The organism is Sorangium sp. So ce296 (genome assembly GCF_051529605.1).
GTDB lineage: Bacteria > Myxococcota_A > Polyangia > Polyangiales > Polyangiaceae > Sorangium > Sorangium cellulosum_D.
Genome location: NZ_CP150325.1, coordinates 347161 through 362684 on the forward strand (window position 1 = coordinate 347161; position 15524 = coordinate 362684).

Genomic DNA, 15524 nt, shown 5'->3' on the forward strand with positions numbered 1-15524 from the left:
CGCCGCGATGCAGCGCCCCGCCGCACGCCTCGACAGCCCATCAAAGCAACGCTCGGGCCACGAAGCGGCTTTGCCCGAGGTCGTCCAAATGCATGCTATCCTTACATTTTTCTGCCGAAGGATCGCAGTCCGCCGCAATCCGACCGTGCCGGCGGAAAGGCACACACGCGGGCGTCGCGCGGGGTCGTCAACGACGTCAACCCGCGGTTGACGCCGGCGGGATCGAGCGCGGCTACATGGGATGACACGGTGGGAGCACCTCGCCCACGGCGCGGCTAGGGCAGCACCTGACCCATGCCGTCCACGTTGATCCTCCAAGCGCCGCGGGGCCGCGGCGGCGCCGGGCTCGGCGCGCCCACGCTTTTCCAGGGCAGGCGGACCTGGTAGACACGGGGCGGGTCGATTCTTTTTCGCCCGACCGATGAGCTCGACCCCCTGCGGGCGTCAGTAGCTTCGAACCCACCCCACCGTGGAGACGATCATGTCAACGAACCGTTCCCGTATGCTCTTCGTCAACCTGCCCATCCGTGACCTGAAGCGATCGGTCGAGTTCTTCACCAGGCTCGGCTTCTCGTTCAACCCGCAGTTCACCGACGACAAGGCGACCTGTATGATCGTCAGCGAGCAGGCGTTCGTGATGCTCCTCGTCGAGGAGCGCTTCAAGGACTTCACCAAGAAGCAGATCTGCGACACCGCCACGTCGACCGAGGGGATCTTCGCGCTGTCGGCCAACAGCCGGGCCGAGGTCGACGAGCTCGTGAACACCGCGATCGCGTCCGGCGGGACGGAGGCGGGCGAGCCGTCCGACATGGGCTTCATGTACTTCCGGCGCTTCTACGATCTCGACGGCCACCACTGGGAGGTGATGCACATGGACCCGAACGCCGCCCCGCCGCACTAGCACCGCGCCGCCAGGCTCGTTCGCGATGCGGCGCGGCGGGAAACCGCCGCGCCGCTCGTTCGCGATGGGGCGCGGCGGGAGGCCGCCGTCGGCGAGACACGCTCAGAGCGCGAGCGTCACCTCGTAGCGCGCGAGCCAGTCGTTGAGCAGGAGGACCTGCTCCACGCTCGACCGGGAGACCTCGTCCGAGGGCCCCCCGGCGCTCGACGCGGCGGCGCGGGCGCGCTCCGCGTCGAGCAGCGGCAGCACCGGAGCGTCCTTCTGGGCGAGGAGCCGGCCGAGCTGGCCCCGGAGCGCCTGCGCGTACGCGGGATCCTGCGTCGCCGGATACGGGCTCTTGCGCCGCTCCAGCACCGAGCGCGGCAGGAGATCGTCGGCCGCGGCGCGCAGCAGGCTCTTCTCGCGCCCGTCGAAGGTCTTCATCGACCACGGCGTGTTGAACACGTACTCCACGAGCCGGTGGTCGCAGAACGGGACGCGGACCTCGAGCCCGGTCGCCATGCTCATGCGATCCTTCCGGTCGAGCAAGAGCTGCAAGAAGCGCGTCAGGTGCAGATAGCAAATCTCGCGCATGCGCCGCTCCTTCCCGTCCTCGCCCGGCATGCGCGGGACCTCGGCGAGGGCCTCCGCGTAGCGCTCGGCGATGTAGCCCTGGACGTCGAGCCGCCCGAGGAGATCCGGGGCGAGCAGCGTCGCGACGGAGCTCGAGCTCCTCATCCGCGTGCGCATGGAGCTCCAGGGGAACGTCGCTGCCGCCACCGCCTCCGGGTCGTGGAACCAGAGATACCCGCCGAAGATCTCGTCGGCCGACTCGCCGGACAGGGCCACCGTGGAGCGCTCCCGGATGGCGCGGAAGAGCAGGTACAGCGAGGCATCCATGTCCCCGAAGCCGATCGGGATATCCCGGGCCCGGAGCACGATCGCGCGGACGGCGGGATCGGCGAGCTCGGCCGCGGAGAGCACGATGTCCGCGTGATCCGACCCGACGTACCGCTGGACCTCCGCGACGTAGGGCGCGTCCGGCGTGCTCCGCAGCTCGTCCGCCTTGAAGTTGTCGGCCTGGCCCACGAAATCGACGGAGAACGAGCGCACCGGCCCCGCGCCCGCCGCGCGCAGGGTCTTCTGGGCGAGCGAGGTGACGGCGCTGGAGTCCAGCCCTCCGGACAGCAGCGTGCACAGCGGCACGTCGGAGATGAGCTGGCGAGCGACGATGTCGTCGAGCAGCTCGCGGACGGTACGGATCGTCGTCGGGAGATCGTCGGTGTGCGGCCTCGACTCGAGCGCCCAGTAGCGGCGCTCGGTGACGCCTCCTCGCCGGACGCGCACGACGTGGCCGGGGCGCACCTCGCGCATGTCGCGGAAGACGGCGAGCCCCGGCGTCTTGACGAAGGCGAAGAGCTCGCGCAAGCCGGTCTCGTCCACGACCGGCGCGGCGAGCGGGTTCGCCAGGATGGCCTTGGGCTCCGAGCCGAAGAGCACGCCCGAGCCGGTCGACTGGTAGAACAGCGGCTTGATGCCCATGCGGTCCCGGACGAGCAGGAGCTCTTCTTCGCGGGCGTCCCAGAGGGCGAAGGCGTACATGCCGTTGAGGCGCTCGGGGAAGCTCGCGCCCCACTCGAGGTAGGCGCGGAGGACGACCTCGGTGTCGCTGCTCGTCCTGAATCGGTGTCCGAGGGCCTCGAGCTCGCCGCGCAGCTCGCGGAAGTTGTAGACCTCGCCGGTATAGACGAGGACGGCGGCCGGCGCGCCGTCTTCCTCGGCGATCATAGGCTGGCGCCCGCCCTCGAGATCGATGATGGCGAGGCGGCGGTGCCCGAGGCCCGCGCGCGGCGCGAGCCACAGCCCTTCGTCGTCCGGTCCGCGGTTCTTCATCGTCCTCGCCATCTTTTGCAGGACGTCGCGTTCCCGCGTCAGATCGCGGGCGTAATCCACCCATCCAGCAATGCCGCACATGGGATCATCGCCTCCTTCCAGCGCCGCCGCGCCGCCTCCGGCGGGCCCTTCGGCTCGCCGCGGCTCTCGCGGGCGCTCGTTGTTGAGCGCGAGCGTAGACAGCGCGGGCGCGTCGCGCAACCAGCCTGGCCAGCGCGGCATTCGCCGATCGCGCGGGAAGGCGCGGAGATCCGGGATACGAAGGCGATTGGCGGGAGCGCGGCGCGACAGGAGAGCTCACGCCTCCGGTGTCACGGCCAACGCCCAAGCACGCTCGAGCGGCCCGTCCGCACGGCGCGCGGTGGTGGCCCAATTTGCCCCGGAGTGATTCACATGAAGGCGGGAAGGCAGGAAGATCATTGATCTTTTCTTCCCGCCTTCCCGCCTTCATGTTCAAATCCGGCCCCCCCCCGGCGCGCCGGCCGCGAGCGCGGCTCCGCCTGGGTCGAGCGGGGCGCGCTCCGGCGCCCCACGCCACGTCACGACCGGCACGGTTGCTGCAGCCCGTCGCGGCGACCGAGGACTCGTGCGCTTGACGCACGCCGCCGGGAGCGCGGCCATCGATGATGAAACCTGATGACGAGAACGCCCCGATCGATGCGCCGGTGTCCTTCGGGTTCGAGAGCGACGCCGAGGCGGACGCCACGTGCCTCCTGATCACCTGGTTCGCCGTCGTGGAGTCGGCGGCGCTCGGGGTCCTGCCCGTCCTCCCGGCGCTCGATCTGGCGCGGGAGCGCGGCGACCTCGGCTATCTCGATTCGTTCTTTGCGCACGGCCTGAAGCACCTCCGGGACGAGCAGGCGCACGCGAATCTCTGGTGCGAGGCGCTCCTCGATTTCACCCGCGCCTACCCCGACGTCGTCGAACGCGCGCGCCTCCCGGGGTGGCTCATGAAATCGATGCTCCGCAGGGTCGCCGTCCCGCACGACGTGCTCGAGTTCGCGGTCGACTGCCTCGCGTTCGAGGTTGTCATGAGCGCGTTTTACGAGATCGCCGCGCCGCGCCTCTCGTATCCTCCGCTCGGGCCGGTGTTCCGGCGCCTCGCCATCGACGAGCGCGCGCACACGGCCTACGACCGCGCCTACCTGGAAGGCTTCTTGTCCCGAGCCAGCCTGCCGACGTACGTCCGCGCGATCTCGCGCTACTGGTGGCACACGGCTGGCGTGCTCGCGACGGTGGTGCCGCTGCTCCGGGCGCTCGATCGCCACAGGCCCCTTCCTCGCGGCGCCTTCCGCCGGACGCTCGCCGCGCACCTTCGAGGGTCAGGGATGCCGGGCTGCCGCCGCATCGCGCCCGCCCTGCTCGGCCAGCGAGCCGCCTAGTCCATGGGGTCGATCGTCGAGGAAGGATGGATTCATGGCACGTCGCCGCTCGACGGCGCGCCGCTGTCGTCCGTGCGGGTGACGGCCGCCGGCGACATCGCCGGGGTGGTCCACGCCGCCCGGCGGGCGCAGGCCGCCTGGGCACGGCGGCCGGTCGCGGAGCGGGCGCGCGCCCTCGCCGAGGCCGGGCGGCGCCTGCTGGGGAGGGCCGACGAAATCGCGCAGGCGCTCCACCGGGAGCTGGGCAAGCCCATGGCGGACGCGTACGGGGTCGATCTCGGCTCGACCCCCGAGGTATTTCGGTATTACACGACGCGCGGCGAGGCGTTCCTCGGGGACGAGGCGGTCGCCTTCAACCCAGTCATGTTTCCGCGCAAGAGGGCGCGCGTCGAGCGCCTGCCGCACGGGGTGGTCGGCCTCATCACGCCCTGGAACTATCCGGTGTCCGTCGCGATGCACAACCTCGTCCCGGCGCTCCTCGCGGGCAACGCGGTGGTGCTGAAGCCGTCCGAGCACGCCGCCCGGACCGGCGCCGCGCTCGCCGGCGCGCTTCGCGAGGCGCTGCCCGAGGCGCTGCTCGGCCTGGTGCAGGGCGGCGCCGAGGCGGGCGCGGCGCTCGTCGCCGAGGTCGATCACGTCGTCTTCGTCGGCGGCGCCGCGGTGGGGCGGGCGGTGGCGCGCGCGGCCGCGGATCGCCTCATCCCGGCGCAGATCGAGCTCGGCGGGAAGGACGCGGCCATCGTGCTGCGCGACGCGGATCTCGAGCGCGCCGCGCACGGCGTCGCGTGGGCGGGCTTCGTCAACGCCGGCCAGAGCTGCGCGGGGATCGAGCGCGTCTATGTCGAGGCGGAGGTGTTCGAGGCGTTCGTCGAGCGCCTCGTCGCCGTCGCGGAGCGGCTGCGCGCCGGCGACGACGGCGGCGCGCCGGGCACGGTGGAGATCGGCCCCTTGGTCACCGAAGCGCAGATGGCGCGCGTCGAGGCGCACGTGCGCGCGGCGGTCGCGGCCGGCGCGCGGGTGCGCTGCGGCGGGGCGCGCCGGGGCAACTTCTATCTTCCGACGGTGCTCACGGGGGTCGACCCGTCGCTCGACCTCCTGCGCGAGGAGACCTTCGGGCCCGTGCTCCCCGTCATCGCCGTTCCGGACGCGGGCGCGGCGGTCCGCGCGGCCAACGAGAGCGTCTATGGCCTCACGGGGAGCGTGTGGACACGAGACGTCGCGCGCGGCGAGGCGCTCGCCCGGGAGCTGCGGGTCGGGGTCGCCACGGTCAACAACCACATGTTCACCGGCGCGGCGCCGCAGGCCGTGTGGACGGGGCGCGGGCGCTCGGGCTACGGCGTGCAGAACGGCCCCGAGGCCCTGCGGGCGATGACGAGGCCGCGGCTCATCGCGGTCGACGAGAGCACCGCGTCGCGCGAGCTCTGGTGGTTCCCCTACGACCGCGCGTTCGTGGAGATGTCGCGGGGAATGGTGCGCTCCCTGGGCGCGAGCTCGGGGCTCGATCGGCTCTCGTCGGTGGGCCGGATGGTGCGCGGCGCCGCTCGGCGGTGGATCGGGGCGCGCGCGGCGTCGCGCGCCCGGCATGCGTGGGGGCGAGAATGAGGCGGGGCCGGTCCTCGTCGGGAAGATGGATAGGATAGAGTTCGCCGCTGGCTCGAACATCGCACCTGAGGGGATGAGGGGGTGGTGGCCCAATTTGCCCCGGAGTGATTCACATGAAGGCGGGAAGGCAGGAAGATCATTGATCTTTTCTTCCCGCCTTCCCGCCTTCATGTTCAAATCCGGCCACCACCGATGAGGGGAGCGTCGCAGAGCCGCCCTTGACATCCTCGAGTCATTTCGTTTTTCCTTCCCCCTCCATGCGCGTTGGCAAGCTCAATCCGCCCGACGTCCACGAAACTCCCGGCTATCACCATGTCACGATCGTCGAGGCGGGCCGGCTGGCCTTCCTCGCCGGCCAGTGCCCGCTCGATCTCGACGGCAACTTGGTCGGGGCGGGCGACCCCCTCGCGCAGGCCGACCAGGTGGCGGCGAACGCCCTGGCCGTCCTGGCCGCGGTCGGGGCGCAGCCCGCCGACGTGGTGCGCTCGGTGATCTACGTGGTCAGCGACGACCGCGAGGTGCTGGGCGCGGTGTGGCAGCGGCTGAACGACTCGGCGCTCGGCCCGGCCTTCGGTTCGGCTAGCACCCTGCTCGGGGTCGCTTCGCTCGGCTTCACCGGCCAGCTGGTCGAGGTGGACCTGACCGCCGCCCTCCCCGGTTGATCCACGTCCGCCGGGAGGCTCTCCTCGACGCGCACGCGGGACACGCTCGCATCGGGCCCTGCCAGGCTATCCGGAGGCGCGCCGGGCGCCGCCGGGCGATCTCGAGCGCGGGCCGCCCTTCGCCGGCCGCTTCGGCTTCGGCGCGCCCGCCCGCGGGAGGAGATCCCCCCCTCCCCACGCCACCACCGCGTCGACGAAGGCGCGGAGCTGCGGCGGCATGAACTCCCGCTCCGCGTAGATCACCGCGAAGTGAGATTCCCCCTGGATCGCGCCTTTCAGCACGTGCACGAGCGCGCCGCTCTCGAGGTGCGCGCGCGCGAGCGGCTCCGGCAAGAGCGCGATGCCGAGGCCCTTGAGCGCGGCGTCGCAGAGCAGGTGCACGTCGTTCGTGAAGAGCGCCCCCTCGACCTGGAGCTTGCCGCCGGAGGACGGCCAGTGCGTCTGCGGCAGCTCCCCCCGGGCGAAGCCCATGAGGCAGCGGTGGCCCCGCAGATCGCGGCGCGTGCGCGGCGCGCCGCGGGCCTCGAGGTACGCGGGCGAGGCGACCGCGAGGAGGGCGTGGCGCATCAGCGTCCGGGCGACGAGGCCGGGCTCGAGCGCGGCGCTCGCGCGGAGCGCGACGTCGTAGCCGCCGCGCCGGAGATCGACGAGCTGCGTCGTGCTGTGGACGTGGAGGCGGACCTCGGGGTAGCGCCGCGCGAAATCGCAGAGCATCGCGCTGAAGCTCTCGTCCGTCATCGGCGGCACCGAGACGCGCAGCTCGCCGCGCACGGCGTCGTCGGCCTGGCGCACGCTCGCCTCGGCGTGGTGGACGGCGTCGAGCACGATGCGGGCGTGGCGGTAGAGCGCCTCGCCCGCGTCGGTGAGGGCGAGGCTGCGCGTCGTCCGGCGGAGCAAGCGCACCCCGAGCCGCTCCTCCAGCCGCGCGAGTCGGCGGCTGATGGTGGCGCGCGGGACGCCGAGCTCGGCGGCGGCGCGGGACAGGGACCGGGCCTCCACGGTCTTCGAGAAGGCGAGGAGCTCGGAGGTCTCGAGGGGTTCGTCCATTTGGATCAAATCCTGGCAGGTGCTTCCAACTGTTGATGCATTGTTACAGGCGCGTCCACGGCCCAGAATGCTCGCTCATGAACGACAAGGCACGCACCATCGGTTACTGGATCTCGACGGGTCTCCTCGGCCTCGGCGTCGCCTCGGGCGGGGTCGCCGATCTCGCTGGCTCCCCCCAGGTCCTCGAGGGCATGGCGCACCTCGGCTACCCGGCCTACTTCGCCACCATCCTCGGCGTCTGGAAGGTCCTCGGCGCCGTCGCCCTCCTCGCCCCCCGCTTCCCGCGCCTCAAGGAGTGGGCGTACGCCGGCATCTTCTTCGATCTCACCGGCGCCGCCGCCTCGCACGCCGCCGTGGGCGACGCCGCCGGCCAGGTGATGACGCCCCTCGTCCTCGTCGCCGTCGCCGCCGCCTCCTGGGCGCTGCGCCTCGAGGGCCGCAGGCTCGCGGGCGCCCCGAGGCGCGAGGCCGGGGCCCGCGTCGGCGAGCCCGCGCTCGCGACCTGACGGGGAATCTCACGGAACGACTCGCCCCACCTCGACCACGTACCACGGAGCAAGCCTCATGAGCGACCAACTCCTCCAGCAGATCCTCCTCGAAGCCCGCACCCACAACGGCTGGCTCGCCGAGACCATCGACGACGCGACCCTGCGCCGCCTCTACGAGGCCCTGCGCCTCGGGCCGACCGCGGCCAACACCGTGCCGGCGCGGATCGTCTTCGTGAAGAGCCCCGAGGCCAAGGAGCGCCTGCGCCCCTGCCTCGCGCCGGGCAACGTCGAGAAGACCATGAGCGCGCCGGTCACCGCGATCATCGCCTATGACACGCGCTTTCACGAGAAGATGCCGAAGCTCTTCCCGGCGCGCCCGACGATGGGCGAGACCCTGGCCGCGATGCCGCCGGAGCAGCGCGACTTCTTTCTCCTGCAGAACGCCTCGCTCCAGGCCGGCTACCTGATCCTCGCGGCCCGCGCGCTCGGGCTCGATTGCGGGCCGATGGCCGGCTTCGACCGGGAGAAGGTCGACGCGGCGTTCTTCGCCGACGTGCCGTGGAGATCGATCCTCCTCATCAACCTGGGCCACGGCGACCCGGAGAAGCTCTACCCGCGCAACCCCCGCCTCGATTTCGAAGAGGCCTGCCGCATCGCGTAGCGATCGGCGCGGAATCGCGCCGGCGCGGCTTGCACGGCGAGGCCGGTCGGGGGCAGCATCGGGGGCATGAAACCTATCGAGTTCGTCGACGTCGCGACCGCGAAGGCGGCCCGCGGCGTCCGCATGGTCGCGTCGGGGATGGTGCCGAGCCCCTGGTCGGAGGCCGCGAAGGGGCTGTTCCGGCTTCAGGGCGTGCCGGTCCGCGTGGTGCGGTTCTCGCGGGAAGACGCGGAGCTCGCGGCGTGGATGCGCGCCGACAACGTGCCCGTCGTCTTCCACGACGACGAGCCCCCGCGCGTCCACTGGGCCGCGATCACGACCCTCGCCGCCCGCCTCGGCCCGCCGGGCGCGCTGCTCCCCGACGACCTCGATCACCGCGCCCGCACCGTCGGCCTGCTCCACGAGATCGCGGGCGAGGAGGGCATCGGCTGGAACGCGCGCCTCCTCATGATCCACGCCTCGGTGACGAGCGAGGGCAAGCGCGGCTTTCCGCCGCCCGTCGCGGGCTACCTCGCGGCGCGCTACGGCTACTCCCCGGCGTTCGATCTCGACCGCGTGCGCGCCCGCGTCGTCGCCGCGCTCTCCGCCCTCGCCGCCCGGCTCGACGGAGGCCGAGACTACCTCGACGGCGACCGCCCGAACGCGCTCGACGTCTACGCCGCCACCTTCCTGACCCCGCTCTGCCCGATCCCGGAGAGCGACTGTCCCCGCCTCCAACCGTTGCTCCGCCAGGCCTTCGGGACCGCGCGCGAGGAGCTCGGCGACGCGGTGCCGCGCGCCCTCGTCGAGCACCGGAGCCGGATGTACGAGCGCCACCTGGGCTGGCCGATCGAGCTCTGATGGCATGGGGACCCCTCCGAGGGTCGCCCTGCTGGCTTTCATGGCGAGCGCGCTCGTGGCCTGCGCACCCCCTCGCCGATCGCCCCGCGCGCCGTGACGCGAGGGGGCCCCCCTTCACGGATAGATACGTTGCTGAACCAATCTCGCCTTTCCAGGGGGACCGGATCGCATCGAAGAATGCTCTGTCCACCCAGGGCAGGTCCCGCGATTGGGCTTGACGTCTCCGAGACGTTTGGATTTCCTTCTCGCCATGAGCTTCGATCCGGCCGCGGCGCGCGATTACGTTCAGGCCCTGGACCTCGCGGGAATCCCTCGCAAGCTGGTCGCGCAGGACGCGGCGACCGACGCTGGCGACGTCTTCGATGCCGCGAAGAGCCAAGCTCGGGTCATAGGCTCGTCGCTCCTGTCGTTCGCGCAGGGCGTGGACGCGGGCGTCCGGGAGGCCATCTCGGACTCGGCGCTGCTCGCCCAGCTCGTCGCCAACAAGCACGCGTCCGCGCAGGCCGCGCCCCTCGACTGGTACGCGAAGTACGTGGAGGTGCTGCAGAACGTCGGCTGGGTGATGCAGGCCGGCGCCTGGTCCGACTACACGACGCAGGGGACGGGGGCCGAGGTCCACGAGAAGATCATCGAGGTCCTCTCGGTGGCGCTCGGGCCCAGCGCCGCCGCCGCGGCGATCGTGAAGTCGGCGATCGACGCGCTGGCGGCGATGAAGGAGGGCGGCTCCTGGTTCACCATCTTCAGCCGCGAGTCGCAGCACGCGAACATCGCGCGCTTCCAGGTCGGTATCGTCGAGACGGGCGCGAACGACGACGTGTTCGTCTCGCTGCTCGCCTGCCTGATCAAGGCGAACAGGGGCATCACCCAGGTGCTCTTCTTCAAGCTCCAAAAGGAGCAGGCGGCGTTCTCGGCCAGCAGCGCCAAGGTGTCGATCAACCGGCCGTCGCTCGTCGACCTCGGGCCGACGATCCGCAAGAAGGTGCGGGCGTACCAGGCCGATTACCTGAGCAGCATCCTCGATCTCTAGGCCGCATCGATGCCCAGCGACGCCGCGAGCGAAGGATCACCGGTGCCTCCGAATCAGCGCATGGTCGCCTTCGCGATCGGGGTGGGCGACGCGGAGCGCCTGCCGTTCCTCGCAGGGGCGCACAACGGAGCGCGCGGGTTCCACGCGTGGGCGGTCGCGAGCGGCTACGAGTCGCGCCTGGTGATCGACGACGAAGAGCCGGTCACGTTTCCGCGGCTGAAGGCCGAGCTGGAAGCGGTCCTCGCGCCCGGCTCGGGGCCGATCCACCGGATGCTGCTCTACTTCGCGGGGCACGGGCTGATCCGGGAGGCGGAGGAGGGGCTATGGCTCCTCTCGAACTGGTACTCCGAGCTGCGCGCGGTGGCCGTGGAGGTCCTCCGCCGCCGCCTCTACATGCACGGCATCCAGCAGATCGGCATCTTCGCGGACGCGTGCCGGTCGCTGCCCCCGGACGTCGACGCGCTCGACCTCACCGCCGACGCCGTGCTCGGGCGCGGTCCGAGGAAACCGGACGGGACACCCGCGCTCGACAAGTTCATCGCCGCGCAGGACGGCACCGCCACGTTCGCGGTGCCGGGCGCGTCGCCGGACGACGATCGGTGTCTCTTCTCCGGCGTGCTCCTGGAAGCGCTCTGGGGCACGAAGCCGTCCGCGTTCTCCCAGATCCTCCCGGGCAAGATCACGAGCAGCAGCCTGGGCAAATACCTCACGACGGAGGTGCCGGCGCTCTCGAACCGCTACGGCACGAAGGTCGTGCCGACGGCGGTGCCGGCGTTCCCCGAGGGCGACAATTACTATTTCGGCGTCGGGACCAAGCTGTCGCCCCCGGAGTTCCCGCCCTGGCCCCCTGCCCAAGAGCTCGGGGGCGTGCCACGGCAGGTGCTCAGGCTCGACAGCGTGGAGTCGGCGCGGAGCCTGTCGATGGAGGCGAATCCGTCGATGGAGGAGCGGCTGCGTCGCCTGCGCTCGCCGACGCATTTCGAGACCCGCGCCGGCTTCGCGGTCGAGGGCGCCCGGGTGGCGGCCCTCTGGACCCCGCCCGACACGTTCGCGGAGGTGCAGAACGGCGTGGCGCACTGGTGGCGCGTCGGAGAGCGCAACGGCTTCGTGCTGGACAAGCCGGTGCCCGTGCTCGTCGAGCTCGCCAACGGCACCTACGTCGCCACGACGGCGCTCCCCCGCTTCATCGGCTCCATCCTGTGCGACGACTTCGGCTCATCCGCCCTCGTGTACGGCACGGTCCGGGGCGGTTACTTCGCGAGCAAGGCGGCCATCGAGGCGCTCGGGCGCATGGAGCGCGGCGGGCTGCGGGCCAGCGATATCCTGGACGAGGCCGTCGACCTCCGGCATAAAAAGCACGTCGATCCCGTCCTCGGGGCCGTGAGCGCGTATCTCTACGACTCGATCGGGGACCTCGACAACATTCGTCGAATGGCGTCGGCCTATCACGAGAACGGCCAGCCGATCCCCTACGACGTCGCCCTCCTCGCGCAGCTCGAGGCGCACGTCGGCAGCGACGGCCTGATCCGCGTGGATATCCCCGCGGTGGCCGCGCGCGAGCCTCGGACGGAGAAGGAGAGCAGGTTCTCCTGGACGCATCGGGCCATGCCGCCGTCGCGCGCCGTGGTGGCAGGCTTCTGGCCGCTGCTGCGCCAGGGGTGGGCCTTCCTCGACGACCCCGTGCTCGCGACGCCGGAGCTGCTCGAGCTGACCTCGCACCTCACGCGGGCCCGCTTCTCGACGCTGGACCGCGAAGGCGCAGGGCGGCTCTCCACGTTGTTCGGGTTGCAGCGGCAAGCGCGCTGAGCAGCGCCCGACATCCCGAGAGGCTCGGCCCTGGAGCCGCATCATGGTGACGTGGCTCCCTGTCGCCATCGCCCTCGGCTGCTACCTTCCTGGCATGGCTCGACAAGAGAGCTCAGGACACGAAGGCGAGGCGCGGCAGAAGCTCCGGACCAGCCGGCAGGTGTACGACCAGATCCGCTGGGACCCGCGGCTCGACGCGGCCGCGTTCGTCATCGGCTACGAGACCCGCGCGTCGGGAACCGAGGAGATCGGCCTCCCGAGCTTCGACCCGGAGGGCGACATCCCCTGGCATCGAATCCAGTACATCCGCCGGGGCGCGACCACCGTCTGGGACCGCCGCCGGCGCGTGGACCTGCTCGAAGGCCAGCGCAGCGCGCCCGCGCCGCCGCCGCGATGCGGGCTCGACGCCCGGCCCGTTCACCGCAGCGCCCTCGCGCTGATCCCGCCCCGGGAAGCGTGGGCGCCGATCGAGGCGATCCGCCAGGCGCACGACAGGCACGTGCAGCGGTGGATGCCGCACATCAACCTGCTTTACGGGTTCTTGCCGGAGGCCGCCTTCGCCGAGGCGAGGAGCGTCATCGCCGCGGCGCTGCGCGACGTCGCGCCCTTCGAGGTGACCCTCGACGACGTGCGGCGCTTCCAGCACCGCGCCGGCGCCACGGTGTGGCTCCACCCGCGCTCCGAGCCGCCCGGCGCGCTGGAGGCCCTGCAGGCCAGGCTGGAAGCCCTCTTCCCCCAGTGCAGCGAGCAGAGCACGGTCTCCGCCAGCGGCTTCACCCCGCACCTGTCCATCGCGCAGCTCCGCGGCGAGGGCGGCGAGGCGCTCGTGGCCGAATGGCGGCGCATCCTGCCGATCACCTTCCAGGCCCGCGCGATCCACCTGATCAGCCGCCGTGGCGACGAGGCGTTCGCGATCCGCCACGCCATCCCGCTCGGCGAGCCGTCTCCCGACGAAGAGGGAGATCGGTAAGGCGCACGTCAGCCCGCGCCCTTCGGCGCCTCCGGGGGGTGGACGCGGGTCCACGTCTCGCCGTCGAAGCGCGCGACGTCCGTGGGGCCGACGCACCAGAGGACGCCGCCGGCCTGCTCGATCGTGTGGATGTAGCGCAGCTCCTGCTCGAGCCCGGTGCGCACCCGCAGGGCGCGCCGGCGCTCGAGGTCGTAGCGGAAGAGACCGAAGTTCGACCCGAGATAGAGGGTCTCCTGGTACATGGCGACGGCGTGGAAGAGGTGCGGGCTCCTCTCCCGCGACACGCTCCGGAAGCCGTCGCGGTGATTGCCGACCAGCAGCGCTCCCTCGTGCCCGCACACCCAGATGCGCTGCGCGCTCTCGACGTGAACCGCGTTGAGCCCGCCGACCGCCGGCACCTCGAGGCGGCGCCACCGCGGACTGCCCAGGTAATATAGGCTCCCTTCGAGCCCGCGCGGCCCAAGCTGCTGGGCGGCCAGGTAGAGGTCGTCCTCCGCCGGCCCCTGGAGGTCGACGGGCCTCACGAGGTCCTGGAAGTCCACGCCGGGCGCCTGGAGGAGGCCCGCGTCCGCGTGCGCCCACCGGCCGGGGCCGAGCCTCCGGTACACCTGCCCCGCGCTCCCGCAGGCGAACAGGCGCTCGCCGACGCGGCGCAGCGCCGTGAGGAAGCCGTACCCCTTCGACGTCGGCCGGCGGAGCCCGGCCTCCGGGATCTGCTCGAGCACCGCGCCCCGCGCGGAACTGAGCTCGACCTCGCCGTCCAGCGACAGCGCGCACAGCGCGAGATCTTCCCCGGGGGCGGCCTGCTTCTCCAGCCCGACCGTGAAGAAGCCGACGTCGTGCGCCGTCCACGGCGGCGCGCCGGCCTCGTCGTACAGGAAGAGCCTCGTATGCGGGGCATAATCCCCCGGCGCGGCGAACGTCGCCGAGAGATAGACGCTGGAGGCGCTCAGGGCGAGCGCGCCCGTGATCGTCATCGGGGTGTCGCTGGAATCGTCCGGCGTCGCCCGGGGATCCACGGCGATCGTGGTCATCTGATCTTCACTCGCTGGGTGGTGTCGATCCCTTGGAATGCCCTGTCGACCTCGCGGATGATCTGCGCAGTGCACTCCGGCTTGTACGCGACCGTGACGCGCAGCGACGATCCGATCACCTCGGAGAGCGGGAGGGTGCCGTCGGTCGACTCGCCGGCGGCGACCTTGTTGCTGAGGATTCTGTTCAGGTCCGCGTGAATGGCGTTGTGCAGCGTGCCCTTGACGAAGGCGTTTCCGGGGATGCAGATGGCGGCGCCGTCGTCCTCGGAGAGGATCCGGTACTGGGAGCCGTTGCGCGTGCCCGAGCGCACGAACTCGTCGGGGACGATGTGGTGCGACTGGGAGCCCTCGCCCGGCAGCAGCTTGCAGATCCTCTTGAGATCGCCGTGCCGCCCCACGAGGCACGGCGGGCGCCTGACCTGGACATTGCTGTCGAGCCTCGGGGCCGCGCGGAGGTCGAGGCCCATGTCCAGGCCGAGGAAGGGCGTGCGCATCGGCCGGTGAGCCGGATCGGTGAGCGCGTCCTGGGTGAGGGCATGCGTCCGCGAGATGCCGATCAGGCCGATTCCGCCGGCGAGCGCCCCCCACACCCCCGCGCCGACGGCCGCTCCGCCGGCCGCCGGGCCGAGGGTGGACAAGGCGCCCGGCGCCGCCTTCGTGGCGGCCTCCGCCGCCGCTCTCCTGGCGGCCTCCGCCGCGAGCTGCCTGGCGAGCTCCTCGTCGAGCAGCGCCACCTGCGTCCTCTCTTGCTGGGTCGTGTAGACGCGCCCGAGCGCGTTGGCGGGCGGGTTGCCGTCGCCGGGCGTCTCGCCTCGAACGGAGGTGTCGATCTGCGCGCTGGGAGGGAGGGCCACGGCGTCAGACCTTCACGTTCATCCAGCAGCGATCGCCCCTGCGCACGACGCGCCGGCCGTCGGCGCGGACGTTCTTCGACGCCTCGTGCGCCCACACCTTGCCGAGGTTCACGCCCGACTTCACGCCGCCCCCGGTGCCGGGCTCGTCGCCCCGGACGGTCGGCGCCAGGCTGTGATCGTAAACGTAGGTGGGCTTGCCGTTGAGATTCACGCCCTCGATGCATTTCATGCTGCCGTCGAAGCTGGCGTAAAGCATGTACGGGACCGGCACCATCGCGCCGCCCACCGGCGTCAAGCACACGTCCGGGGCGACGGTCACCGCGTAGAAGCTGCTGTCCTTTCGAGCGCCGATAGGCATGTTCTCTCTCCGTACCCCGA

15 protein-coding genes are annotated in these 15524 nt (G+C 71.6%); 10 read left to right on the forward strand and 5 right to left on the reverse strand.

Going from position 1 to position 15524, the window contains the following annotated elements; genetic code table 11:
- Window positions 1-481 precede the first annotated feature (481 nt).
- A complete protein-coding gene (locus WME98_RS01400) occupies window positions 482-901 on the forward strand; it encodes a VOC family protein (protein WP_437949618.1) in 420 nt (139 codons plus the stop codon).
- A 102-nt stretch (window positions 902-1003) separates the two neighbouring features.
- Here WME98_RS01400 and asnB read toward each other — a convergent pair whose 3' ends face one another.
- Window positions 1004-2854 (reverse strand): asparagine synthase (glutamine-hydrolyzing), encoded by a 1851-nt coding sequence (asnB, locus tag WME98_RS01405; RefSeq protein WP_437949619.1) that lies wholly within the window; start codon window positions 2852-2854, stop codon window positions 1004-1006.
- A gap of 542 nt (window positions 2855-3396) precedes the next feature.
- On the opposite strand from asnB, the gene WME98_RS01410 reads away from it, so the two are divergent.
- The 3 genes from WME98_RS01410 to WME98_RS01420 all read left to right on the forward strand — a co-directional run bounded on the left by WME98_RS01410 (window position 3397) and on the right by WME98_RS01420 (window position 6419).
- The gene (locus WME98_RS01410; protein ID WP_437949620.1) at window positions 3397-4155 is read left to right on the forward strand and encodes a hypothetical protein; all 759 of its coding nucleotides are present in this window, start codon (window positions 3397-3399) and stop codon (window positions 4153-4155) included.
- Window positions 4156-4158: 3 nt separating this feature from the next.
- Window positions 4159-5757: an aldehyde dehydrogenase family protein gene (locus WME98_RS01415; protein WP_437949621.1), complete on the forward strand. Its 1599-nt coding sequence runs from the start codon at window positions 4159-4161 to the stop codon at window positions 5755-5757.
- A gap of 257 nt (window positions 5758-6014) precedes the next feature.
- Window positions 6015-6419 carry a RidA family protein gene (locus tag WME98_RS01420; protein ID WP_437949622.1) on the forward strand — a complete coding sequence of 135 codons (405 nt, stop codon included), beginning with the start codon at window positions 6015-6017 and terminating at the stop codon, window positions 6417-6419.
- Between the two features lie 66 nt (window positions 6420-6485).
- Here WME98_RS01420 and WME98_RS01425 read toward each other — a convergent pair whose 3' ends face one another.
- Complete coding sequence (locus WME98_RS01425) at window positions 6486-7466, reverse strand: LysR family transcriptional regulator (RefSeq protein WP_437949623.1); 981 nt, start codon at window positions 7464-7466, stop codon at window positions 6486-6488.
- 77 nt (window positions 7467-7543) lie between these two features.
- On the opposite strand from WME98_RS01425, the gene WME98_RS01430 reads away from it, so the two are divergent.
- The 6 genes from WME98_RS01430 to WME98_RS01455 all read left to right on the forward strand — a co-directional run bounded on the left by WME98_RS01430 (window position 7544) and on the right by WME98_RS01455 (window position 13258).
- Window positions 7544-7972, forward strand: a complete 429-nt coding sequence (locus WME98_RS01430) for a DoxX family protein (protein ID WP_437949624.1) — start codon at window positions 7544-7546, stop codon at window positions 7970-7972.
- 58 nt (window positions 7973-8030) lie between these two features.
- Window positions 8031-8615 (forward strand): malonic semialdehyde reductase, encoded by a 585-nt coding sequence (locus tag WME98_RS01435; RefSeq protein WP_437949625.1) that lies wholly within the window; start codon window positions 8031-8033, stop codon window positions 8613-8615.
- 66 nt (window positions 8616-8681) lie between these two features.
- On the forward strand, window positions 8682-9455 hold the full coding sequence (locus tag WME98_RS01440) for a glutathione S-transferase C-terminal domain-containing protein (protein WP_061627553.1): 774 nt from the start codon (window positions 8682-8684) through the stop codon (window positions 9453-9455).
- Window positions 9456-9705: 250 nt separating this feature from the next.
- Window positions 9706-10482, forward strand: a complete 777-nt coding sequence (locus WME98_RS01445; RefSeq protein WP_437949626.1) for a hypothetical protein — start codon at window positions 9706-9708, stop codon at window positions 10480-10482.
- Between the two features lie 42 nt (window positions 10483-10524).
- Window positions 10525-12288 (forward strand): hypothetical protein, encoded by a 1764-nt coding sequence (locus WME98_RS01450; protein WP_437949627.1) that lies wholly within the window; start codon window positions 10525-10527, stop codon window positions 12286-12288.
- Window positions 12289-12331: 43 nt separating this feature from the next.
- Window positions 12332-13258: an RNA repair domain-containing protein gene (locus tag WME98_RS01455; RefSeq protein ID WP_437949628.1), complete on the forward strand. Its 927-nt coding sequence runs from the start codon at window positions 12332-12334 to the stop codon at window positions 13256-13258.
- Between the two features lie 8 nt (window positions 13259-13266).
- On the opposite strand, the gene WME98_RS01460 is transcribed toward WME98_RS01455, so the two are convergent.
- The 3 genes from WME98_RS01460 to WME98_RS01470 are packed head-to-tail and all read right to left on the reverse strand — an operon-like array spanning window position 13267 to window position 15504.
- The gene (locus WME98_RS01460) at window positions 13267-14292 is read right to left on the reverse strand and encodes a hypothetical protein (RefSeq protein WP_437949629.1); all 1026 of its coding nucleotides are present in this window, start codon (window positions 14290-14292) and stop codon (window positions 13267-13269) included.
- On the reverse strand, window positions 14289-15146 hold the full coding sequence (locus WME98_RS01465; protein WP_437949630.1) for a hypothetical protein: 858 nt from the start codon (window positions 15144-15146) through the stop codon (window positions 14289-14291). The genes WME98_RS01460 and WME98_RS01465 overlap by 4 nt, the downstream gene beginning before the upstream one ends.
- A gap of 4 nt (window positions 15147-15150) precedes the next feature.
- Window positions 15151-15504 (reverse strand): PAAR-like domain-containing protein, encoded by a 354-nt coding sequence (locus WME98_RS01470; protein WP_437949631.1) that lies wholly within the window; start codon window positions 15502-15504, stop codon window positions 15151-15153.
- Window positions 15505-15524: the final 20 nt, after the last annotated feature.

Coding starts and splice junctions, on each gene's coding strand:
- WME98_RS01445 (WP_437949626.1), top strand. CDS start 9,706: ATGAGCTTCGATCCGGCCGCGGCGCGCGATTACGTTCAGGCCCTGGAC.
- WME98_RS01415 (WP_437949621.1), top strand. CDS start 4,159: ATGGGGTCGATCGTCGAGGAAGGATGGATTCATGGCACGTCGCCGCTC.
- WME98_RS01430 (WP_437949624.1), top strand. CDS start 7,544: ATGAACGACAAGGCACGCACCATCGGTTACTGGATCTCGACGGGTCTC.
- WME98_RS01420 (WP_437949622.1), top strand. CDS start 6,015: ATGCGCGTTGGCAAGCTCAATCCGCCCGACGTCCACGAAACTCCCGGC.
- asnB (WP_437949619.1), bottom strand. CDS start 2,854: ATGTGCGGCATTGCTGGATGGGTGGATTACGCCCGCGATCTGACGCGG.
- WME98_RS01440 (WP_061627553.1), top strand. CDS start 8,682: ATGAAACCTATCGAGTTCGTCGACGTCGCGACCGCGAAGGCGGCCCGC.
- WME98_RS01470 (WP_437949631.1), bottom strand. CDS start 15,504: ATGCCTATCGGCGCTCGAAAGGACAGCAGCTTCTACGCGGTGACCGTC.
- WME98_RS01410 (WP_437949620.1), top strand. CDS start 3,397: ATGATGAAACCTGATGACGAGAACGCCCCGATCGATGCGCCGGTGTCC.
- WME98_RS01425 (WP_437949623.1), bottom strand. CDS start 7,466: ATGGACGAACCCCTCGAGACCTCCGAGCTCCTCGCCTTCTCGAAGACC.
- WME98_RS01460 (WP_437949629.1), bottom strand. CDS start 14,292: ATGACCACGATCGCCGTGGATCCCCGGGCGACGCCGGACGATTCCAGC.
- WME98_RS01400 (WP_437949618.1), top strand. CDS start 482: ATGTCAACGAACCGTTCCCGTATGCTCTTCGTCAACCTGCCCATCCGT.
- WME98_RS01435 (WP_437949625.1), top strand. CDS start 8,031: ATGAGCGACCAACTCCTCCAGCAGATCCTCCTCGAAGCCCGCACCCAC.
- WME98_RS01455 (WP_437949628.1), top strand. CDS start 12,332: ATGGTGACGTGGCTCCCTGTCGCCATCGCCCTCGGCTGCTACCTTCCT.